Raw genomic sequence first — 23199 nt, forward strand, 5'->3', positions numbered from 1 at the left:
GTGGGCGGTTTGGCTATAGTAATTGCGTGGAATAAATACATTCTTTTCCGTCCATGTCTTGTAACTAGCAGGATATCTAAAAACCTTATGTGCCTTTTAGCACCTGCTGGAGATAAAAGTAGTGGACGTACCCTAAAAAAGCTAATTGATGAAACACTTGATTTCATTAATTTTTTTATTTTTCGAATTTTTTGCAAATTTCTTTCAAATTTTTTTTTTTTTTCACTTAGCTTATATATGAATCACAAAACCCCGTTTTGTATGGCATACTTATTGTGTAACAAAAGAAAACCAACTGAATTTTTAAATTGGGAGGACAATATTTTGAAGAATGTATCCAAATTAGCAATCGCAACTGTCGTTGCGGGAACAACCATGGCAGCAGGTGCCAATGTTACCGTCCATGCAGAAGAATTAGTCGTACCGGCAGCAGAAACAGATGCTGTAGCACAGGCACAAGAACCGGTGACAAAAGAAGAAGCCAAAGACCAGCTGGATTCCGCAGTTAAGACGGAACAGAACGCAGCTCAGAAAACAGATGCTGCCAAAGACCAGTATGACTCCGCAAAAGCAGACCAGGACCAGAAACAGGATGCTGTAAATAAGGCGGAACAGGATAAAAATAATGCGCAGAACAATGCCCAGAATGCTTTCGACCAGGCAAAGAACGATGCCCAGAATGCTGTAAATAAAGCAGAACAGGACAAAAACCAGGCTGCACAGGATAAAGTAAATGCCGATAATAATGTTTCTTCCGCTGAAAAGGATCTGGCTGATAAGGAAAAAGCCGAAGAAGAAGCAAAAAAAGATGCTGATAATATCACAACTGACGAGACGGATGAAAGCGTCCAGGATAAAAAAGACGAATTTGATAAAGCAGAATCTGAAAAGAACGATGCTGCTACAGAAGATAACAAGGCACAGGATAAAGTAGACAACGCTCAAAATGGTGTGACCGGTGCCCAGCAGAACAAAGCGGATGCCGATAAAGCCGAGGAAAATGCCAAAACAGATGTAGACAATGCAAAAGCCGACGCCGACAATGCCCAGAATAAAGCTGATGCGGCAAAGAAAGAATATGAAGATGCCGTCAGTGAAGCAAATAAGGATTCTGCTTACAACACCGCTAAAAAGGAAGCGGATGCAGCAGCAGAAGCTGTTAAGAACCAGCAGGTTATTGTAGATCGTGCAAATGCTGATATGCTTTCAAAAAAAGATGCCCTGGATGCTGCCCAGAAAGCATTGGCTCAGGCAAGAGTTGATAAAGCACAGGCAGATGTAGATGCACAGCAGAAGATCGTTGATGAAGCACAGGCGGCATACGATGCTGCGGACAGATCCCTGCAGGAAGCTACCCTTGCATTGAACGACAAGATCGCCGAAAGAGATACTGCAAAGGCAAAAGCGGATGCAGCATATGAAGCTTTCATGAAAGCAAAGACCGAAAAAGACTCCATTGAGTCTGCTATCAAAGATAAATCTACCGAAGAAATGGGAGCTGAAATCGAGCAGAACAAAACCCAGCAGGAGATGAACCAGGCAAAAGATGATCTGCACGCTGCAGAACAGGCACAGGAAGAGGCAAAGGCGGAAAAAGATAAAGCGGATGCCAACACACAACAGAAAAAAAATGAACTGGACGCCGCAAAAAAAGAACTGGATGATTTTAAAGCTACTGTATCTGCAGCCGGTTCCAAAGGTTTCTTTGAAAGCCTCGGATTCACAAAAGATATCTTCTCACAGGGTGAGGCAGCAGGATCTACCCAGATGGGAAATGCAAAGGATGCCACAAACCTTGATAACATGCTGAAATCCCTGGATTTCATCGACAAATGCAATGAGATCCGTAGAAACGAGGGTCTTAATGAGATGAAAGTTTCCCTGACTCTGATGGCCTACGCTCAGTATAACGCCAACGGATCTGCCTATACCTTTGATCACTTAAGATACTGGGGATGCAGTGAGAACCTGGTATGGGGAACTACAAATCCGGATGTTGCTTTTGAATCCTGGTATACAGACGAGAAAAAACTGTACGAACAGGACAAAAATAATGCCTGGCAATGTCTGCATTACTTATCCATCGTTAATCCGAACAATGTGATCACCGGTATCGGTCTTAGCAGATACAATGCTGAATGTGTCAGCCAGACTTTCCTTACCAAAGAAGAAGCTGGCGTTACCTATTATACAACAGCAGAACTTCGAGAACTGATCTTACGTTATTTAAGCGGAGGAGATTTAAAAGATGCTTACGAAAAAGCACAGGAGATCTACGAACAGGCTGCCGCTTCTTCCGATGCAGCTGGTATGGCCTACAGCAATGCTGTTTTGAATACACTGAAGCTCCAGGCCGCATATGATCAGAAAGTAAAAGCAAATGAGAATGCCGTACAGAAAGTAGAAAACCTTCGTAACGAACTGAAAGATCTTACAAAGCAGAAAAAGCAGGCTGAGGATGCCATGGAAAGCAATCAGGAGATCTTGACTCTTGAAAGAAATAATCAGAAGCTTGCAGAAGATGCCATCGAAAAACTCGAAAATACGGTTTCTTCTGCAACCGCTGCAGCTGATAGTACAAAGGCAACTCTTGATTCTCAGACAAAAACCTTGGATTCTTTGAAAGCAGAACTGAAAAAATTACAGGATGCCCAGAAGGACAACACGGCTGAAAAAGCAAGAAGAGCCGTAGGAACAAGCACTCCTGCAGATGCCGCGCAGAAACTGGAAGAAGCTATCGCTGAGGCATTAAAGGCTGGTGATGCATATGATGAAGCTGTAAAACTGCTGGCAAAAGAACAGGCTACATTGAATGCTCTGACTCAGGTAGCAGACGAAAAACAGGCCATTGTTGACCAGCTGAACGAACAGATCGCACAGCTGCGTAAGGATATGGAAGAGAAGAAATCTGATGCTGAAATGAAGAAAGCCATCCTTTCTGAAAAGGAACAGGCACTTGCCGATGCACAGGCGGAAGCTATCAAAAAAGCACAGGCACTTGCCGATGCACAGGCTGCCCTGGAATCTGCGAAAGAACAGAAGGCAAAAACTGCTGAAATTCTGAATGAAAAGACAAAAAAAGCAGACCAGGCACAAGCAGTATACGATGCTGCTAAGGCTTCTCTGGATGCTTATAATGCAGCGCAGGATGCTTTAAGGACTGCACAGGCTGATACAGTAGTGGCTAGAAACGCACTGAAAGTAGCAAGAGAACTTGCTGATGAAAAGGCGCAGGCGGTTACAGATACAAAAAAAGCACACGAAAAGGCATTAGAACGGCTGAAAAGAGCCAATACTCTTTCACTGGAGTCTGCAATGAAGGCTGAAATCACGGATGAAGAATACAAGTACCTCAATGCTTATGTGACAAAGATTGAGACTACCAAACAGGCTTATGCAAAAGCCATGGAAGAACTGGATGCTGCAAAAGCTGTTACTGCAAAAGCAAAAGCATCTTATGATAAAGAGGCTGTCAAACATGCGGAAACCATTGCTGATCTTACGATTGCAAAAGCAAACTACCAGAAATTTGTAGATGCTGAGAAGAAAGCGGAAACTGAGAAAGCAAAAGCTGATAAGACAACTGCTGTCGCCACTCCAACTGCTACTGGATCTTCCGTCAACGCAACAAGTACTGCTGCTGCTACATCGACCATTACAAACGTAGCCTCCAACGCTGTTAAGACCGGTGATCCGTCCCAGGCAGGACTTATGATGAGTCTTCTGGCAGGTTCCTTTGGTACATTAGGTGTGTTGAGAAGAAGACGTAAAAACAACCAGAAGAAATAACAGATATTATCTGTTTTTCTCATACATTCTTCAAAAGGGGGGCTTTGAAGCTCCCCTTTTTCCACAAAAATCAAAGGCTGGAAGCTGTCACCTATTGGTGTGCAGATCAGTTAGTACTTATATTTTTCACCAAACTGAGTAAGGAATCTCTTTCCTCTAAATTCAGATAAAGGTAGGAGAAGAATTATGGGAATCTTAACGTCAGTGGTGGTCGGAGAGAAATCGGTATCCCCATTGACACAAGTTCTAACACAGTCGGTTATTTTCCGGCATGTCGGACTCCGCAAAATACCGACCGTGGATTGAAACGAGACACACTGTGCCCCGCAAAGTGTTAGAGTATCCGTGATACAATGAATCACCCCCGCCCATGCGGTGCGTTACTCCTATGGACGGGGTACTCTGCTTAGTTTCATAGAGTTTGTACGAACAAAAAACCGCATTGGAGGATTAAAATGACAGAAAAAAACACTCTGAATATATGGGCCATCATGAAAAAGACCACTTATAAAAAATTAAAGGAAGGAAACAAGGTATACTGTTCGATCGAAGACACCCCTTGGGGAAAGACAGAGGCATCGGTTGCCGGTTATCAGTTCGTCAGCAAATACATGACCCGTCACGCCAGACAGTTCGCTCCCATGCCATCGACAGTTCCATTTCTTGCATGGGTAAGTTTTATGGGTGAATCCACACATCCGGATAAAGAGAGTGATTTCTTCCGGAGAGAAAATGATGATATGGTATATGTTCCATTGACAGTTCCAAGACAGAAAGTTCTTCTCAGTGACGCAACCGCATGGGTTTCCATTATGTACGGTGATTACTTTGCCATGTCCAGTGATCCGGATACAATTGATGCTGAGATCAATGGTTTCTCTAATATAGATGAAACACGTAAAAAGGAACGAATTCAGTCTTCATGGAATGCAGCCTTCCAGATAAAACCATGGGATTTTCAGATAAAACCATGGGATTTTACAGCCGGTTGTCTCTGGGAAATTTGTCCTGAAATGCTTCGAACAGAAATAAGTGCCTCATCCGAGTAAATACTGGACACTAGAGATGCTTTTTAGGTAATTGCGAAACAAGTTTGCAATCCCGGCTAAAAATGCGGTAAGAATCCTGCGATGCAGGATTCTTAAGATGAAAAGTAGGTGTTGTGATTATAATAGGTCTCCTTGTGGTTTGCACATATTTATAAAATATTTATAAAAGAAAAATTAGTTAGTTAAACTGAAATTTTTATTGGATGTGAAAAAGAATGACAAGAGAAGAAAAAATTAAAATTGCTAAATGGTATATAAGAGAATGGTGTTTTCTAGGAGAAAATCAGACTATTGCGAAAAATACCAACGATTTAGAAGTATTGGAAAACATCATAAAAACTGATAAGTCGGGTTTCGCTTGTGATAGGTGTATTCATGGTCAAACAGAATTGTGCAATAGGATATGTGGTTATAATAATCAATTTTTAAAGTTTCATTTCCAATATGTATATTGGAAAAATATCCTTGTCAAAAGAAATGAATGGGATAAAATATAAAACAAAAAAATCAGGATTTAGCGGAGGTAAAGAGTATGATTATAGACGATTTTGATTGGGATAAGTTATATGAAAAAGCAGATGTTTTTATGAGAAACAGTAATGTAAGAACTTTCAATGTGCAAAAAGGAGAAAGAACATTATATGCAAATGAACCCATTGTTACTGTAGATTTTCCGAAAAGAAATAATACAGTTGCTATCTTGAGCTTAGATAACACATATGGATGTGTAAAACGAAGAGGTTTTAAGAAAGATGGAATATTGTATTGTGTGTACGGTCTTTATATCAATAAGCTGACAAACTGAAAAATTTAACACAAACAATAGAAGTAAATAGATCACGTTTTTAGTGAGGTGGTGTTATGTTTGAAATCAGATGCAAAGTTGATGATGTTGGAAATGAGTATCTTCCCAATTTTGAGGATACAGAATTGTGGGATAGAAATATGGATTTAACCAGAACAAAACGACAAGAACAACTTGTATTGCTTTACAATGCTATTCAGAAGATGGAAAACTACTGGTATTTTAACACGCCCACGGCATTTGGAAACTCAGAGCAATCAATGAATATCGGATTTGTAAAAGGTATGATCGCTGGATTAGGTTGGAATTATTTTGAAGTAAATAATGAAATAATCGTTAAAAGTGGAAAAAGGATTGTTTTGAAAATACAGAAGCCAAAGAAGTCCAAGACATATTTCGAAACAAGCAGGGAAAATGCAGACCTTATGAGGAATTTGGGTCTGTAAGACAAACTTAGGATTTGTGAGGTGATTACATGTTTGATTTAACAAAAGAACAAGTTTTGCAGACTCTAAAGAATTATGAAAAGATAATGGATAGAGTAGCAGATATAGTTGAAGAAATCGGTTTCATTGATACAGAATTTGATACATTTGAAGAAGATAAAACCCATTTTGGAGAAGATACAGTATATGTAACAGCTTATGACAGTCATTATGATTTATATGACGCAGTAAGTGGTTCGTTTCCCTTAGATTTTTTGTTTGAGGGTAATGAACAACATAAAGACTGGTACAAAAATAAAATAGAAAAAGAAAAACAAGAACTACTGCAAGCAGAGAAACAAATGCAAAAGGAGCGAGAATTATCAGAATTACAAAGGTTAAAAGAAAAGTATGAGTAATTCGACAAACTGAAATTTGCGGAGGAAAAAATAATGCTAGTTGAATTAGAAAAAGATGATATCATAAATCTTATTAAAAATACAAGCCCGCCATATGCACTTATAAATGAATTTGAAGAAAAGAAATATGGTTCTTTATGCGGCGGTTTTGCTGAAAAGTGGAAATGGAATTGTAGCAAATTATTAGAATTAAGTGAAACAGATTTGTATGCAATTTATCAAAAACTCAAGAAACTGAATAAGGGAGGTGATCTCCTTTAAGGTGGATTGGTTAGTAGTTTCTAGACAACTCTATTTTAACATAAACCTAGAGGAGATATTTTGTTTTAACAACAAAAAAACGCTGTATTTATGCGGCGTTTGGCGTTTCGCAAACGCCTAGAGATGTTTTTATTAGAAAGGAGAAACGCATTTCCCTGTCACTCAATACTTTCCATATCTGAAGTGGGGATCTGCGTAATCAAAAGATGATACTTTTTAAGACACACAGCGAACATGAACTGAGAAGGATCAGAAAAACATTAAATGAAATAGAAAAACTGCGTCCAGCCATGCTAAAACTGACCGATAAACAGTTGCAGGATAAAACGAAAGAATTTAAAAAGCGGTTAACTAAAGAAACACTGGAAGATCTCCTTCCGGAAGCTTTTGCAGTGATCCGGGAAGCCGACCGCCGCGTACTGGGTATGGAACCTTTTCCGGTACAGCTCATGGGCGGCATCATAATGAGCCAGGGAAGAGTTGCTGAAATGTGCACTGGAGAGGGAAAAACCCTTGTATGTACGCTTCCCTGTTATCTGCATGCTCTGGAAGGAAAAGGAGTCCATGTTGTCACCGTCAATGATTATCTTTCCCAAAGGGACTGTGAACTGATGCGACCTGCCTATGAATTTATGGGACTCACCTGTGGAAGCATTGTCCAAGATACCGATCCAGCACAGAGAAAAGAAGAATATTCCAAGGATATTACCTATATAACAAATAACGAACTGGGATTTGATTACCTGCGTGATAATATGGCAAAACGCAAAACACTTCTTGTCCAAAGAGGACTTCATTTCTGTATTATTGACGAGGTGGATTCCGTTCTGATTGATGAAGCAAGAACTCCGCTGATTATTTCTGGAAATAAACAGATGTCTCCCGGAAAATACCTGGCTTTTGACAAAGCTGCGAAGCAGTTGGAAGTCGGAAAAACACAAGAAATGTCCAAGATTGACTACATTGCAGGTGAAGCTGCAAAAGAGACAGGTGACTTTATCCTGGAAGAGAAGGATAATAATTTATTTTTAACGGAGCAGGGAACGAAAAAGGCAGAAAAATTCTTTGGCATCAAGAATCTGTCCGATCCGGAAAATATCAGCATTCAGCATGGCATGGATATGGCTCTTCGCGCAAACTATCTGATGCATAAAGATAAAGATTACGTGGTACGTGATGATGAGGTATGGATTGTAGACAGTTTTACCGGACGTATCATGCCTGGAAGAAGATTCTCTGACGGACTCCATCAGGCCCTGGAAGCAAAGGAAAATGTTACCATCCATCCGGAAAACCGTACTTTAGCTACTATCAGTTTTCAGAATTTTTTTAATAAATACGAAAAAAAGTGTGGAATGACAGGTACTGCGATCACGGAAGAGCAGGAATTCCGCGATATCTACTACATGGACGTTGTAACAGTGCCTACGAACCGTCCCATATTAAGAAGGGATCTTCGGGACAGAGTATATAAGACAAAAGCTGAAAAATACGCTGCGATCATCAAGGCGGTATCCAGAGCACACCAAAAAGGACAACCTGTGCTGGTAGGCACAACAACCATAGATGTTTCTGAAACGTTATCTATGTTGCTATCCAAGCACGGACTACAGCACAATGTTCTGAATGCGAAAAACCCGGAACAGGAAGCTGCGATTGTCGCTGAAGCAGGCCATGTAGGGGCGATCACCATTGCTACCAATATGGCTGGAAGGGGAACAGATATTAAATTGGATGAAAAGGCAAGAGAGGCAGGTGGTCTCTTTGTGATCGGTACAGAACGTCACGAATCACGACGAATCGACAATCAGCTCCGTGGACGCGCCGGTAGACAGGGAGATCCTGGAAAATCCAGGTTTTTTATCTCTCTGGAAGATGATCTGATGCGTCTGTTTGGTTCGGAACGGTACATCTCTATTTTTGAAAAGGTCGGAATCAAAGACGGAATGCCTATCGAACATAAAATGCTCTCTAAGGCAGTGGAAAAAGCACAGAAAAAAGTGGAAGAAAACCATTTTGCCTCCAGAAAACAGTTGCTTGAATACGATCAAGTGAATAATGACCAGCGGGAAATCATATACAAAGAGCGGGCCATGGTGTTGAAAGGGCAGGATGTACATGAAGAGATTACCGGCATGATCCGTACCGTAATCGATAGAAAAATACAGGAGGCAAAAAAGGATGGTGCACTTTCCGTGGTTGAATTGAACCGGATACTGCTTCCGATCATTCCTGTTCCGTCCTTGTCAAAGAAAGATGTCCAGAAACGTGGATTCGAAAAAAAACTCTTCCAGGAAGCCATTGGCCTTTATGAGCAGAAGGAGAAACTGTTGGAACAAATGTATCCAGGACAGCATATCATGCGCGAAGTGGAACGCAATATTTTATTGAGGATCGTGGATGCGAACTGGATGGAACAGATCGATGCAATGGAGCAATTGCGTCAAGGAATCCACATGGTCAGCTATGGTCAAAAAGATCCCAAAGTAGAATACCGTGTTCGTGGGTTTCAGATGTTTGATCTGATGAACAAAAACATCCAGGAAGAGACAGTGAAACTTTTATATCAGGTAGATCCAGTCACCTCATAAATAACACATGTTTTAAGTTGCCAATGGGAGATGTAAAACCATGATCAGAGAAGCATTCAAGGATGAAGATCGTCGAAAAAACGAAAACCAAATAACTCTAAAGACTGCATTGACACCGGCTAATTGGAAAAAATATAAAAAAGAAGCACGGAAAGAACGTAATTATCAAGAAAGAAAAGAGCAGAAAAAGTTTCAGACCCAGAATAGGGAAAAACTTCATTTAGCAGTGGAACATGATCAATACGCACCCGATGAAACGATCCCACTCTTTATAAAAAATGCTTTTCCCCTAGATAAAGAAGTGTTCAAAATAGCTGGTTCAAGAAAAAATCCGCTGATCACATACCACTGCAAACGGTGCAATGAAGATTTTTCTGTATATTGGAATAACTATCTAAAAAGATCTGGTCACAACTGTGCCTCCCTGATATCTTCTGGAGAAGCTGTCGTCGCCAGCTACCTGAAGTCCCAAGATATTCGATTTTTAACGCAAAGACATACGCTTGAATGTATCAATCCAGATACGGGTCATGTAATGCCATATGACTTTGAAATTACAGATAAAAAGATACTCATAGAGGTGCAGGGCGAACAACACCGGACTTTTATCGAGAGATTCCATGTTGATCAGGAAGGATTTGAATATCAGCTGAAAAAGGATGTGTATAAGAAAGAATTTGCCATTCGTAATGGCTATAAGCTTGTTGAGATTTGGTACGAAGATATTGAGAATGGAAAATTCAAGGACATCATTAACGCTGCGATTGATGAGAAACCGTGTACGTCATTGATTAGATGAGCATATGCAAACGGTAATGGAGAACACGAAATCCGATTTGTCTGCATTGCAGTCAATTACCCCGACCCATAAAGGGTACGGGGTAATTGACTGACAAGTGGTCTTCTGCCTCGATATATGATAAAGGCAAATAGTTGGGGAGAAATCCTTAGTAGTAATGGACTGCCAAGGGACAAGAGTTGCAGATTTTTATAATTTACGCGTAAAAAATCACAAAATCTATTGCATTTTTTTGCACTTTTGAATATACTATATGTAACAGAGTTGCCCGAAGTCTTTTGGACATTGGGGACCAGGCTGAGACTTGTGCTCAGCTTTTTTACGTTAAGGAGAGATTTTATGGATTTGAAAAAGCCATTGACCTTCGATGAACAGTTGGATAAGTTAATTGCACACAGGATGGTTATTTCGGATAGAGAAAAAGCAAAAGATATTTTGAAGAAAGTAAATTATTACCGATTTACAGGCTATGCTTTACAATTTAGGAAAGATCCTTCCGGCAGCGATTACATAGAAGGGACTACATTTGAAACGGTGTATCATCTTTATAAAGTTGATGAAATATTACGTGACACATTCCGTCGGTATATTGAAAAAGCAGAGGTATATTATAGGACACAGATAGCTTATGGATTTTCAATTGCAAAATGTACAGATGCACCTTATGACCAGCATTACGATGAAAATAATTTTTATAATAAAAAAGGTTACAAAGAAGTGATGGAAACCTTTAGCAGGGAGCAAAATTATTATAAAGACAGTCTGATTGTAAAGCATCACAAAACAAAGTATTCCAGTAAAATGCCATTGTGGGTTATTGTAGAATTGATGTCTTTTTCTAATATGTCTAAGTTATATAGTTCTATGTATTATTCGGAAAAAGATACAATAGCCGGTATGGTTGGAGTGGGTAAGGATACATTGGAAAATCATTTACACTGCCTGTCTGTATTACGAAATAAATGTGCACATGCTGCCAGGATGTATAATACGGATTTTAATCCTCCGGCAAAGTTTACAACATCTTTTTTGAGAAAACATCCGGAGATAAAAAATAATTCATTATTTGCGTATACACTGGTTTTACTAAAAAGGCTTCCAGATGAAGAAAGTAAGAAATCTTTGATTCAGACGGTGGAAACAGTTATAAACGAGTACAGCAGTGATATTGATATGAATTTGATTGGTTTCCCGGAAAATTACATGGAAATTATGAGGAATAATTTATGAGATACTAATATACAGCCACTTTTCGTTGGTAATATTTTACTACGAAGGGTGGCTGTTTTCTGGTTCGGAGCGTGGAGATGTTTCGTGAAAAAGTATCCAAAATGCCGGATATCTTTATCCCATCAAAAGGAATAGAGATATCCGGCATTATCCGTTTTCTTAAGTTAATGGCATTGTGAGAGCGTTTCAAGTTTTGTGTAAACAGAAAAACTGATATAAGATATGTCATTAGTTATCGAGGACAGAACCTGTTTTTCAGGGTTCTGTCCTTGTTTGTATTATAATGCAGTTTTAAGGCATGTCAAGCAGGACTGGCTGTGCCAGCCCTGCCTAGCATGCATTCTGCTTATAACCTTTCCAATCTTTCTTCGAAGAAAATTTCCAGCTGAGAATGGATCTGTCCCCAATCCTGACGGTGTCCCGTCCATTTCTTGGTGATATCTATCATGGCCAGATACAGCATTTTCAAGAGACTGTCATCGGATGGAAATACCGTCTTGGATTTGGTGACTTTCCGGAGCTGGCGGTTAAATCCTTCAATCGTGTTCGTGGTATAGATCAGACGTCTGACAGCTTCCGGATACTTAAAATACGTTGAAAGATTTGCCCAGTTATCTTTCCATGACTTTGCAATCTTAGGGTATTTCCCGCTCCATTTTTCGTCAAAGCTGTCCAGTTCTGCCAATGCAACTTCTTCTGTAGGAGCTGCATATACACGCTTCAGATCTGCCATAAGTGGTTTGATCTCTTTGTAAGAAACAAATTTCGTGGTGTTCCTGATCTGATGGATGATGCACTGCTGGATCTCGGTCTGGGGAAATACTGCTTCAATTGCCTGTGGAAAACCGGTCAGTCCATCCACACACGCAATCAATATATCTTCTACGCCCCGGTTTTTCAGACCATTCAGGATGGAGAGCCAGAACTTGGCACTTTCATTTTGACCCACATACATCCCGAGGACATCCTTACGTCCTTCCATATCGATCCCAATCGCAATGTAAACAGCACGTTTTACAATCCGCCCCTCATTACGGGCATGGAAATGGATCGCATCCATAAATACAACAGCATACACACTTTCTAATGGCCTTTCCTGCCATTCTTTTACTATTGGCAGGATCTTATCAGTAATCCGGCTGACAGTACTGTCGGAGATCTCAAGATCGTATAATTCACGCATGTGGCTTTCTATATCGGCAGTAGTCATTCCTTTTGCGTACATGGAAATGATCTTTTCTTCCATGTCCTGCGTAATCGAATTCTGATACTTCTTTACAACCTGTGGTTCGAAGTCACCTTTTCGATCCCTTGGAATATCAATCTCCATATCTCCGTAACTGGTATGTAACGTTTTCTGGGAATATCCATTCCTGGAATTATCGGTTTCTTTATTTCGATAATCATACTTGGAATATCCCAGTTCTTCATCCAGTTCCTGATCAAGGGCACCTTCCAAAATGATAGACATCATATCCCGCATAATGGAATTAACATCTGTTCCATCTTTTACTTTTACATTGTTTTCTTTCAGGTAGTTTCCCATGAGTTCTCTAAGTGCTGCTTTTTGTGGTGAATCCTTTTTTCTTGCCATAAAATAAACCTCCAAACTGAGTAATTCTATCTTACATCAGTTTGGAGGTTTACACAAACTTTGGGATACTCCCGGCATTCAATATTGAGGCTTTTTAGACTTGGTAATGCCTGATAATTGGCCGCACACTCGTCCTTTAATCAAGAAAATAATGTATCATGCTTTGTCTTTACCAGCACCTTGAACACTTTCCGAGATGCATATCGATTGCATCCTGTTCAGTAACTTGTGTTGCTTTGGAAGGATCCATTCGGCCACAGTTATTCTTACTATGGTATTTGGAACCTGTTGCTGAAATCCATACCTTACTTTCAGACTCCTTTTCCGATGTTGAGGTTGTTTTTTCATCATCGGACGTCTTTGTTTCTTGTGATTGTACTTCTGTATATTGTGTACCAGACTCATTCACGAAAAAAGTTGCGTTTTCCTTTGCAACAACACTTGCATCTTCCCAGGAATCACCGGTTTGATAATCAATACCTATTCCTGGTTGGATATTATAGATATAATAACAAAATTTGATACCTGCTCCCTGGTCTTCTACAGAATAAGCTTCCATCAAAACTCCACGGGCAACTAGTTCCGTATTTGTGAATACCGGTGTTACACGATATAAAACATGATTTCCGGTAGCCTCTACGTAGTTGTCAACAGCATTCTCAAATGGAAGCATGCCAACAACATTCAGATAGCGTGTACCTGTGATCAGATTTTTGGGGTTCGCATTCTCGCCTGCCAACTGAAAGCCTATCAAATGGCATCTATTATATAGATAATTTCCATCAATGATACCGTTATATTTAACAGTATGCCAGCCAGATGGTTTTACCATTCCGATCTTTCCACGTGGCTCTGTCGGCTGCAGTTCTTTGCAGATATTCGCATATGCAACACCACATCTTCCCAATGTATCCAGCTCACTATATTCTTCAAATGCATCTGTTCTTTGCTTATCTTCATCCGAAAAATACGGTTGGTTATCATTAATGGCTATATACGCATATCCTTCGTAGTCCGGTATATTTTCCCTTGTGGTGATCACAGAAGAATCTTGCGCTTCCGTATTATTTTCAGAAGATTCCTGTAGCTGACCATCTTGCGACTCGATTTCCGATTGGTCCGGCTCATCTGTATCTTCTTCAACTTTTGGTTCTTCTGTGACCTCAGCTTCCTGACTAACTACAACAGCTTCATCCGTGCTTTGATTTGTTTCCGTTTGCAGGTTCTCATTACATCCGGTTAACGAGAACACTAAGAATAGCGACAGTAAAATACTATACCAACGGTTGTGTCTTCTTGAGTTCATTTTATAAATATCCTTTCGTTTATTTTTGCTCTTCATGGACAGACCTTGTGTGATCTTCATATTGCAGCTTCAGCTGTTCGATAATGGCAGTTAATCTGGCATTTTCTTTATCAGCCTGTCGCAACTGTATATCCATTTCTTTTTCTTTTTTATTTACAGCCTTTTCCAATGCAAGTTCTGCTGCCCCTGCATCTTTTAATGCCTGCTGCTCCAGTTTCACAATCTGATGGGAGAGGGCAGTATTCGCCACCGTCAGATCTTTTGTTTCTGCCTTAGACACGGTGAATTCAGCAGACAGCTTTTCATATGCTTTTTTCGCTTCTTTTAAAGCCTGTTCCGCTTCCCTTAAGGAATCCGTCATTTTCCGGATATCTTCTTTGTTTTTTTCAATTAGATCCCGGTGGTCTTCCTGAAGACTGGTATACTGGGCTTTAAGTTCATGATATCCTTTTAGTTCCTCTTCCATGGACGTCATTTGGCGCAGGAGGAGATTATTATTGGATTCTTTTTCTTTTGCGATAATCCGTGCATCGTCTCTTTCCCTTATAGCCTGAGCTCTTTCTTGACAGGCACGGAACAGTTCTTCTTCAGATTTTTTCCGTTCTTCCTCCATAGCATGCCTGTCGTTTTCCATTTTCTCTCTTGTTTCTTCCGTCCATGCCTTAGCGGTTTCCAAAGCTGTCTTCTTTTCATCTAGGGCACTATCTAATTGTTTCTTCAATTCTGCCAGTCGGTTGTCCTGACCTGCTACAATGCCGTTGATCTGCTTGATCAATGTTGTGATCGTAGCATCCACGGATCTTAATGTTTCTTCTAGCTCCGGATGTGTTCCCTTTATATATTCTGCCTCCGCAATGTTCAGAATCCTTAAGAGGGTATCTTCTTTTTTTTCTCCGTCTCTTGCGTAGGTAGACATCACTTTATTTGCCTTGTCTATCGTCTCCGGACTGGCAGCAACTGCGAAATTAGCCATTTCATCACCTTTCCTTTCACATTTTCTCTGTGCATCTGTACTTATTATAGCATACTAAATTAATATTAACCAATTAATATTAATCAATTAATATTATTTATTTCATACTTTTCTGCAAGGGTAGAACCAGATCCGGCAGCAGATTTTCCGTCCTTGGACATAAAAAGCACTGAATAGAACGACAGAACAGTTACTATACGATTGATTAATGGGAAAACAGGAAAATTTGTGATTATTCACGCGTGAATAGGCATCTGAAAACATGATAGAAAAGGATTGAAATAAGATATTATTTTAGCAGATCAAGCACAGCAATGGAAGGAATATTATGGATGCTTTATGGAATACACAGGACAATTTAAAACAGCTCCTGAGTAACAAATATGCATTTGCAAAGGAAGTGGATGAATTTAACTGTGATTTGGATTTGCAGACATCTGAACTGACATATAAAACGATTCAAAACCTTTATTTTTCTCCTTCTGTAAAAAGACAGGTCAGTACACTAGATGTGATTATTTCTCTAAGTTCTTGACAAGAGAGTGCAGAACAATTAAAATATAATTGTTCGTAAAGTTACTGCTTTGCGAACAAAAGGAGGGAGAAATGGAAATATGAGTACTTATATACGACCTGAGGACAAAAAGTTACCTAAATACGACGATATTTGCCAGGAACTTGAGGGATACCTAAAGTATCTCATAGTTGTTTGCGGACGTTCGCTAAAAACGGCCAATATGTATTATGTGAATCTGCGTGGATACCTCAGGTATCTCATTATGAAATCAGATAATCTTCCAGAAGAAAAATATGATGAAATTCAAATTAAAAATATTGATCCGGAATTGATCCGGAATGCTTCAAGGGAATTGATATCTGATTATATATTTTTTACCGCAGCACGCGGAAATTCCGTCAAAACTCGTAAGGACAAATTAACCGCCCTGCGGTCTTTTTACGATTTTTTAGTGACTGAAAAATCATACCCTGAAAACCCTGCTCTCTATATAAAGTTGCCAAAGCTGCCAAAACGTGAACCGAAATACTTGAATCTTGCGGATGCGCAACAACTTCTCTTTGCGTCTGCAGAGCAAGAAAATCCGGAGCGTGATTATTGTATCACTATTCTATTTCTAACAACCGGTTTACGACTTTCCGAATTGTGCAGCCTTAACATTGACTCATTTGATCGTACCTGCGACACCTTTACTATCGTCGGAAAAGGTGATAAAGAACGAACCGGTTATCTCAACACGACCAGTAAAACTGCTATTGATGAATGGTTGGATATTCGTGCCGGATATACTCTTGATCGTGATGAGAAAGCACTGTTTGTGTCGAAACGTACAAAAAAAAGGCTTACCGGCCGTGCTGTTGAGAAAATAATAGAAAAAGAGCTAGATACTGCAGGACTTGCAGGGAAAGGCTATTCTGCGCACAAATTACGACACAGTGCTGCAACTTTCATGTACAGCAATGGTGCCGGATTAATGGAATTAAAAGAAATTCTGGGACATTCACATACTACCACCACAGAAATATACACACACCTTAATCAAGAACGGCTACATGACGTTTCTAAATCCATTGATGGATTATTTTGATATTTTATCACCACTCCTGCTACTATCTCACTTCTTTTTTGTGTTTATTCTGGTGCTTTCTCCTATATGAAGTTTCAGAAGAACTCATTATACTCTCTCAAGTACTTACACTCGTAACAAAAAAATACCCACTCCAGAAATTCCTTCTGTAGTAGGTATTTTTTTCTAAAAATCAAACTGCGTCCGCATGAGCATAAGCAGCATCTTCATAAAAATCATCTTGGTTTGAAATAAACTCAAGGATATCTGAAGACAGTGCTGGTAAGTTGGATTCGCCCTTCTCTTGCACAAATGGTGTACAACTCCGCATCCTGGATGAGGTCCTAAATGCTTCTCCAGTATCCTCCATAAAAAATAATCACTCTTATTATTCATTACCATTCCTCTAATTTCTATCATAGGATGTCAAAGGACACCCTATGATGTTGGTGTTAATGGTTTTTCATTTCGATAAGGGTAAGCAGTCTCTCCTTGTCCATGCCAGTCAGGAGTGGATTGGTTCGAATATATTTATCTAATGAATCATATTCATTAACCAACTGCTCTTTTGAAAGGCCTAAGATATATTCTTTGACATCCTTTACTTCAAAAAATTCATACTTCATTTATATTCCTCCCATTTACTGTGTCTTAACCCACGGTCTACAATTGTACGGTGTCCGACATGTCAAGAAACGACCGTTTGGGGATCCATAGCAGCAGGAATGCAACTTTTTTCCCAACAGTCACCGCAGTTAAAACTCTTGTGATTTTTCATCTCCTATTTTCACTCGTTATTTGAGGATGGAGATTCGTTATTTAATCTGTTGAACCAGTCCTTAGAATTTAACAATATCGGTCCAGCTCTGATTCGTGTCATTTTCGATTCCTCCTTAAATTAACTCCTGGTTTTCAATTAGCATTTAAAGTATGCCTCACACTTAGAACATACGGAATTTTTTAAAGTTTACACTTCGAAGACATCATAAGCCTGGTAGTATTCATAGCCGCCAGTTATTTTCTTTTCTCCAGTGACTACAATTACTCTGTTGCCTGTCTGATCAGCTAATTGAATATTGCCATTATTTCAATAAATAATGTTCCACTTTTCCATTTTTACGCCATCCAATAACCATACGATTCCAGGTATACTCTTGTTTTTGGCTCTTATAACAGTATGGTAAAAAGGCGAAAAAACAAAAAGAGAAGTCCGAAGACTTCCCTTATATTCATTGAAAAAAGGACCCTTTCGGATCCTTTCTTTCAAATTACACATTCATACCCTGCAATGCATGTTCGTACAAGAAATGCTTTAACTTTTCACTGGCACCGGTATCATAATACTCTAACAACAGTGAATTAAATTGTTCCATATATTTATCTTTAATTGTCAGAATTCCTGCACCAGCAGAAACTAATATCTTATTTGCAAGTAGCAAGCTGGTGCGCTTATTTCCATCCCAAAAGAACTGTCCTCTTGTCCCCCATACAAATGCCTCTAATGCTTTATCTGTGGCTGAAACATTTGGAGCGAACAAAATGTTTTCTAAATCTTCTTTTGTCTTTTTTTTATCTGGAATCGGAGGCTCATACTCTGTTCCAGAAATTCCAACACTGCCAGTACGAAGTTTTCCCCATTCTAGTGCCTCATTTCTTGCAATATATTCATTCAGCGTGCACCAATATTCAAATGTTACTTTCTCATTAATGGTACTTAACAAGAATTTCCATGCATCACGCATATTTAAAATAGCCTGAATATCATCCAACTGTACATTCGGGACATTTACACCATGTAAAACTGTTTGAGTCTGAGGAAATGTAACAGCCCTATTTTCCATCTTCATCCCACAATATACATTTTCGTCCCATTTCTTCTTTGCCAAAAACAAACTCTGTTCAGGTGTCAAATGAAATTTATCATCGAACTTCAACATTACATCCATACCTCTTTTCGTCTTGTTTCTACATTATATCATTGTTCTATTATGTTGTCTATGATACTAAGCAGAGTATCCCGTCCATAGAAGCTACTGCATCGCATGGAGAGGTGATTCATGGCGATATACACTGCTAATGAAAAAAGGATACGATAAAACGTATCCTTTTTTTACTTTTGATTTATTAATTAAACGGATATTCGTCATACAATCCATTCAGAAATGCTTCATCGGACATACCTGAAGGATCTGTATTCGAGGCCCCCGTAGCCGGTGTGGAATGAGTTGTCTCAGCTTCTTTCTTTTTGCTTTCAGCAAATTCAAAGCGTTCTACTTCAAATTCCGTCGTGTACACGGTCTGCCCTTCACGGTTTTTATAGCTACCCGTTCTTAAACTTGATGAAATCTCAAGTTTAATCCCTTGTTTGCAATATTTTTCTATAGTTTCTGCATTGCGTCCAAAGGCCACAAATCGTGGAAAATCCGCAGTTTGTTCACCATTTTTAAAAGTTCTTTGTACTGCAAGAGTAAATCTTGCAACACATATCGGCTTCTCACTGGTTGAATAACGGATTTCTGGGTCTCGTACTAACCGTCCTGTAAAATTACAACTGTTCATATATGATTCCTCCTACTATAATAATGATCAAACTCTTTCAGCTTTTCCGAAGGTATGATTTTTTGTATCAAAGTAATAGACATCATCGGTAAGACGTTCTGCGGGGGATACCTGAGTCGCATTGACTTCTGTGACCATCATCCTTAATTCATCTGCACTGATTTTTCCATTATCCGGAAGAACCAGCATTTCATGAATTGATGAAGGGAGAATAAAGTAGTCATGTCCAAGAACTTCACCCAGGTTATCCATCATCTTCGGATAGAAGAGAGCGCCGGCACCTCCGATTCTCTGCTGATTAGTCACTACAAAAAAGGATGACATCTGAGCAGATTTTCTAATAGATTCCTGCAGCATTTCTCTTTCTTCCGACGTCATCATGAACAGATCCTTTTCGACCATTTCCTCCATCATTGCACCCAAAGAAAATACTTCCGGTGCCATAATATGTGGAGAACTTTTCATAGCATCTTCGTGAAGCTGTTCTGCTGTAATGCCGTACTGTTTGAGTAAGTCATTATTGATGAGCATGGAACCCAATCCTTTCTCATCCATGCTGACGTCTACATGATAAGTAATTGCAAGATCTTCCTTTAACTGATGTGGAACATTCACAAGCATATCTTTATTTCTCTCTGCCGATGATACACGGATAAACAGATTATCCTTTGCAATGTCATAATCCATGATGGATTTGAGATTCACCTGGATTGATGCCTCCATAATGACATCTGCAATTCTTCTGTATATGCTTTCCATAGTTGCTCCCGGCTGATTCTGATAGGCTTTGTAGAACTGATTCATATTGATAATCGGTGCGATTGTTTCGTCTTCCCTTTTCACCATAAGACCCTTATAGGTAGTATTTAATTTCCGATAATCCATAACGAATACCTCAGCATTCCTGTAAGATCCTGGCAAAAAGTGTTTGATATTGTCCTTTACCTCGTTTACAAATTCTAAAAACATTATTGATTCCTCCTTTGAATATTTACTCCATGTTTTCGATTAACATCTAAAGTATGCCTCATACTCAGAACATACAAAATTTTTTTAAACTTCAAAAACATCATAAGCCTGGTAGTATTCATAGCCACCAGTTACTTTTCTCTCGCCAGTGACAACAATTACTCTGTTGCCTGCCTGACCAGCTAATTGAATATTGTCATTATTCCAATAAACAATGTTCCTCTTTTCTTCTTTCCCATTTTTACGCCAGCCAATAGTCATACGATTCCACGTATAACCTTGTTTTTGTCCACTTGTAACAGCAAGGATTGTACCCGCCATCACATGTTGCTCTTTTTGATCATTGTGCTGATCGAAATCAAAGCTTCCATTAAAACGAATGGTGTAGGCTTTTAAGTGGAAATCACGAGTGGGTGTTTCACCGCCTTCCAGCAGCATCTCAATCATAAAATCATCTGTCGTAGATGCCAGGACAGATGTTCCTATAGTAAGTCGCATTCTCTGAATTACATCGAACTTACTCTCCAAAAAACATCTCGTCTTTTCTTCCTGCCCGCTTACCGGATAAAAAAATTTGTTTTCCAGAACGACAACATTATCCTGGATATCTGTTATCGTTCCAGAGACGACCAGTACTCCTGGTCGTCTCATAACGAACATAGATTTTTTCATTCGCTCTCCTCCTCTGGCATAAGGATCAGCTCTTCGTTGTCCTCATCATTGCCGCTCAATGTTATGAACGGTGCTCTACCCGTTGCCTTTGCGACAGGCTGGAGAAGGGATTTTGGCAAGCCCTCCAAACGATCCGCCAGTCCCATGATTAGAATCGCTACGTCGTATTCTGAGTATATAGCGGCCTGATCAATTTCAGCATTCAGCTGCTCAAGCAGCTGGGCGAATCGTGTTTTTCCTATGATTTTTCTAATTCCAAGTTTAATGAGAGAGTCCCTTAATGCTTTCTCGACCAAATGGCCATTACCAATGAGCTGACCCATTTTCCGCGCCAACTCCTCTGGCAATTTACGAAAGTTGACCATGATCTCGCGATCACAATCAGTCAGTATCTCTTCGCTTGTTATCGTTCCTATATGTTTTCGCGCGTACTCGTCTACAATCACATATCGATTACAACCTTTCAAACGATACGTTCCTCGAATAATAAAGCTGCTTTTTCCTGTGTCAGATGACATTAACACAATACCCGGTACAACCGTATCTTTTAATCCGGAAATATCAGAAAACTCCTCTCCAACTTCGGGAAATTCGATATGGATACTCGTGAAATCGTGGTCCACATACCATCTGTTGATTTCGCTCGAACCAAATTTCCCATCTTTCAAAAGAGCCTTAATGGCTCTTATGATCGTTCGCTGTGGAATCGGAATATATTTTTCCGATAGAAAAGCAAAGATCTTTCGGTCATACCTACCTTCCTCATTCAACATTTTTCGAGTGACAACCGTCACTCTTGGGTTGGTTTTTGTCAATGCCTCGCACATAGCTTGCGTGAGGAATATTGATTTTTTTGAAGATTGTTCTCCACAAATTCCAGACCTTGTCATTAAGCTACTGAGAGCTCCACCGGAGATGTAAGTGACATATCCGTTTAAATACGTCACATAACCTGCTGTGTCAAAGCTTTCTTCACATAACTGTTCATTTACATTTTGTTTGGATATGTACCCAATTGATGGTACTGGGTACATATTTGTTTCCGAAACTTTGAAGTTCAGCAAGCCCTGTTCGAAAGATAAAAGTTCTTTTTGAGTGATTAATAAAACCTTATATGCCTCCTTCATGAAGGAGGCATTAAGATAATATGCGAATCCGATGTTACCACCAGATATTCGTAAAAACTCGGTGCTGTCATCAATCTGCTTTAGAATATTTTCGAAATCTTCGAGTTCTTTTCCCTCAACAAAAAATTTGTCTGAAAGTGTTAATTTTCCCATGTATTGATTCCTCCTTTTTGTGCTCTTAATCCATCGATCACCGCTTCGAAGATACCTTCTTTTCCATCAGGGACATCATATGCATATAGTGCGTAAATGACATCCTCTACGCTGGATATCTCTTTTCCGTTTATGATCTGTTGCAAAAGCACTTGTGTTTGATCCTTTGATAGGATTTGATACTTCTGCAATTTAGATAATGATTTCATTACCTTTACTGCCAGACTTCGTCCTGTTATTTTTGCTTCCTCCTTTTGATTGACCTCCAGTTTTTCAATTAACAATTAAAGTTTGCCTCTCGGACAACTCACAAGAAAAAAAGCATAAAAAAAGAGAACGTCTTTAATTGACGTCCTCTCTCTTTTATTTGAAGGTAAATTATCTGTTTTTATCGAACGCAGTCCATGCTTCCTGGTACGTTTTGAAATAACCAACCTGGATACTTTCCGCTTCTACATAGATATCGAAATCCTTTAATAGATCATCCGGTATATCTTCGGAAATAGTCACCTTGGTGAATAAATCTGGTGTCTTAGCTTCTTCCGGAAGAACTTTTGTATAGTAGTAATATCCGTCGTCATATTTCCAATCCGTAGTGTTCCAGTCGATTGTGCTATACTTTTCAATATCACCATCGCTGAAGCGAACTTTCACTCGAACATAGGCCTCATTTCCCTTATTGGTGACAGATACCACCTTCTTTAAAGGGGTCGGTGGATCTATCTCGTTATTGGGAAATTCTTCTGTGATTTCAACTTTGTTCTTTGCAATCTGAAAACGATTCGCTTGCTGCTCTGCGTCTGTATAGTATGCAAGCACCCCCGTGATTCCAGCGACCAAAAGGAGTGCAATCGTTGTGATTACAATAATTCCACGTTTTTTCATGATTTTTCCT

Annotated in this window: 24 protein-coding genes; 12 read left to right on the forward strand and 12 right to left on the reverse strand. The window is 39.5% G+C overall.

Annotated elements, in window-relative coordinates; all coding sequences use genetic code 11:
- On the reverse strand, nucleotides 1–197 hold a 197-nt coding region (locus ETP43_RS17385), incomplete at its 3' end, for a hypothetical protein (RefSeq protein WP_207668932.1).
- Nucleotides 198–324: 127 nt separating this feature from the next.
- Between ETP43_RS17385 and ETP43_RS16240 the strand changes: the two genes are divergently transcribed.
- The 10 genes from ETP43_RS16240 to ETP43_RS16285 all read left to right on the forward strand — a co-directional run bounded on the left by ETP43_RS16240 (nucleotide 325) and on the right by ETP43_RS16285 (nucleotide 11368).
- On the forward strand, nucleotides 325–3789 hold the full coding sequence (locus ETP43_RS16240; protein WP_164979780.1) for a CAP domain-containing protein: 3465 nt from the start codon (nucleotides 325–327) through the stop codon (nucleotides 3787–3789).
- Between the two features lie 455 nt (nucleotides 3790–4244).
- Nucleotides 4245–4838, forward strand: coding sequence for a DUF3841 domain-containing protein (locus ETP43_RS16245; protein WP_129259649.1), 594 nt, complete (start codon nucleotides 4245–4247; stop codon nucleotides 4836–4838).
- A gap of 215 nt (nucleotides 4839–5053) precedes the next feature.
- The gene (locus tag ETP43_RS16250; RefSeq protein WP_129259650.1) at nucleotides 5054–5335 is read left to right on the forward strand and encodes a hypothetical protein; all 282 of its coding nucleotides are present in this window, start codon (nucleotides 5054–5056) and stop codon (nucleotides 5333–5335) included.
- Nucleotides 5336–5370: 35 nt separating this feature from the next.
- Complete coding sequence (locus ETP43_RS16255) at nucleotides 5371–5643, forward strand: hypothetical protein (protein ID WP_129259651.1); 273 nt, start codon at nucleotides 5371–5373, stop codon at nucleotides 5641–5643.
- A gap of 56 nt (nucleotides 5644–5699) precedes the next feature.
- The gene (locus ETP43_RS16260; protein ID WP_129259652.1) at nucleotides 5700–6089 is read left to right on the forward strand and encodes a hypothetical protein; all 390 of its coding nucleotides are present in this window, start codon (nucleotides 5700–5702) and stop codon (nucleotides 6087–6089) included.
- 29 nt (nucleotides 6090–6118) lie between these two features.
- On the forward strand, nucleotides 6119–6487 hold the full coding sequence (locus tag ETP43_RS16265) for a hypothetical protein (protein WP_129259653.1): 369 nt from the start codon (nucleotides 6119–6121) through the stop codon (nucleotides 6485–6487).
- 33 nt (nucleotides 6488–6520) lie between these two features.
- Nucleotides 6521–6748: a hypothetical protein gene (locus ETP43_RS16270; protein ID WP_129259654.1), complete on the forward strand. Its 228-nt coding sequence runs from the start codon at nucleotides 6521–6523 to the stop codon at nucleotides 6746–6748.
- Nucleotides 6749–6954: 206 nt separating this feature from the next.
- Complete coding sequence (secA, locus tag ETP43_RS16275) at nucleotides 6955–9339, forward strand: preprotein translocase subunit SecA (protein WP_129259655.1); 2385 nt, start codon at nucleotides 6955–6957, stop codon at nucleotides 9337–9339.
- Nucleotides 9340–9379: 40 nt separating this feature from the next.
- A complete protein-coding gene (locus tag ETP43_RS16280; protein ID WP_129259656.1) occupies nucleotides 9380–10138 on the forward strand; it encodes a hypothetical protein in 759 nt (252 codons plus the stop codon).
- A gap of 339 nt (nucleotides 10139–10477) precedes the next feature.
- Nucleotides 10478–11368 (forward strand): Abi family protein, encoded by an 891-nt coding sequence (locus tag ETP43_RS16285; RefSeq protein ID WP_129259657.1) that lies wholly within the window; start codon nucleotides 10478–10480, stop codon nucleotides 11366–11368.
- A 346-nt stretch (nucleotides 11369–11714) separates the two neighbouring features.
- Here ETP43_RS16285 and ETP43_RS16290 read toward each other — a convergent pair whose 3' ends face one another.
- The 3 genes from ETP43_RS16290 to ETP43_RS16300 all read right to left on the reverse strand — a co-directional run bounded on the left by ETP43_RS16290 (nucleotide 11715) and on the right by ETP43_RS16300 (nucleotide 15241).
- A complete protein-coding gene (locus tag ETP43_RS16290; RefSeq protein WP_055282856.1) occupies nucleotides 11715–12962 on the reverse strand; it encodes an IS256 family transposase in 1248 nt (415 codons plus the stop codon).
- Between the two features lie 169 nt (nucleotides 12963–13131).
- The gene (locus ETP43_RS16295; RefSeq protein WP_243114360.1) at nucleotides 13132–14328 is read right to left on the reverse strand and encodes a DNA/RNA non-specific endonuclease; all 1197 of its coding nucleotides are present in this window, start codon (nucleotides 14326–14328) and stop codon (nucleotides 13132–13134) included.
- Complete coding sequence (locus ETP43_RS16300) at nucleotides 14288–15241, reverse strand: coiled-coil domain-containing protein (RefSeq protein WP_129259658.1); 954 nt, start codon at nucleotides 15239–15241, stop codon at nucleotides 14288–14290. The genes ETP43_RS16295 and ETP43_RS16300 overlap by 41 nt, the downstream gene beginning before the upstream one ends.
- A gap of 328 nt (nucleotides 15242–15569) precedes the next feature.
- Between ETP43_RS16300 and ETP43_RS16305 the strand changes: the two genes are divergently transcribed.
- Both ETP43_RS16305 and ETP43_RS16310 read left to right on the forward strand, forming a co-directional pair.
- Nucleotides 15570–15776 carry a hypothetical protein gene (locus tag ETP43_RS16305; RefSeq protein ID WP_129259659.1) on the forward strand — a complete coding sequence of 69 codons (207 nt, stop codon included), beginning with the start codon at nucleotides 15570–15572 and terminating at the stop codon, nucleotides 15774–15776.
- A gap of 79 nt (nucleotides 15777–15855) precedes the next feature.
- Nucleotides 15856–16845: a tyrosine-type recombinase/integrase gene (locus ETP43_RS16310; protein WP_129259660.1), complete on the forward strand. Its 990-nt coding sequence runs from the start codon at nucleotides 15856–15858 to the stop codon at nucleotides 16843–16845.
- Nucleotides 16846–17276: 431 nt separating this feature from the next.
- On the opposite strand, the gene ETP43_RS17205 is transcribed toward ETP43_RS16310, so the two are convergent.
- The 8 genes from ETP43_RS17205 to ETP43_RS16345 form a co-directional block, all read right to left on the reverse strand.
- Nucleotides 17277–17450: a hypothetical protein gene (locus ETP43_RS17205; protein WP_164979782.1), complete on the reverse strand. Its 174-nt coding sequence runs from the start codon at nucleotides 17448–17450 to the stop codon at nucleotides 17277–17279.
- 642 nt (nucleotides 17451–18092) lie between these two features.
- Entirely contained in the window at nucleotides 18093–18761 is a 669-nt protein-coding gene (locus ETP43_RS16315) for a Fic family protein (RefSeq protein ID WP_129259760.1), read from the reverse strand.
- A 187-nt stretch (nucleotides 18762–18948) separates the two neighbouring features.
- Nucleotides 18949–19383 carry a single-stranded DNA-binding protein gene (locus ETP43_RS16320; protein ID WP_129259661.1) on the reverse strand — a complete coding sequence of 145 codons (435 nt, stop codon included), beginning with the start codon at nucleotides 19381–19383 and terminating at the stop codon, nucleotides 18949–18951.
- A 27-nt stretch (nucleotides 19384–19410) separates the two neighbouring features.
- On the reverse strand, nucleotides 19411–20352 hold the full coding sequence (locus ETP43_RS16325; RefSeq protein WP_129259662.1) for a DUF5688 family protein: 942 nt from the start codon (nucleotides 20350–20352) through the stop codon (nucleotides 19411–19413).
- A gap of 84 nt (nucleotides 20353–20436) precedes the next feature.
- On the reverse strand, nucleotides 20437–21024 hold the full coding sequence (locus ETP43_RS16330) for a hypothetical protein (RefSeq protein WP_129259663.1): 588 nt from the start codon (nucleotides 21022–21024) through the stop codon (nucleotides 20437–20439).
- Nucleotides 21021–22304, reverse strand: coding sequence for a hypothetical protein (locus tag ETP43_RS16335; protein WP_129259664.1), 1284 nt, complete (start codon nucleotides 22302–22304; stop codon nucleotides 21021–21023). The genes ETP43_RS16330 and ETP43_RS16335 overlap by 4 nt, the downstream gene beginning before the upstream one ends.
- The gene (locus ETP43_RS16340) at nucleotides 22292–22588 is read right to left on the reverse strand and encodes a hypothetical protein (protein ID WP_129259665.1); all 297 of its coding nucleotides are present in this window, start codon (nucleotides 22586–22588) and stop codon (nucleotides 22292–22294) included. The genes ETP43_RS16335 and ETP43_RS16340 overlap by 13 nt, the downstream gene beginning before the upstream one ends.
- Before the next feature lie 94 nt (nucleotides 22589–22682).
- Nucleotides 22683–23189 carry a SipW-dependent-type signal peptide-containing protein gene (locus ETP43_RS16345; protein WP_129259666.1) on the reverse strand — a complete coding sequence of 169 codons (507 nt, stop codon included), beginning with the start codon at nucleotides 23187–23189 and terminating at the stop codon, nucleotides 22683–22685.
- Nucleotides 23190–23199 lie beyond the last annotated feature (10 nt).

Source organism: Blautia faecicola, from assembly GCF_004123145.1.
GTDB lineage: Bacteria > Bacillota > Clostridia > Lachnospirales > Lachnospiraceae > Oliverpabstia > Oliverpabstia faecicola.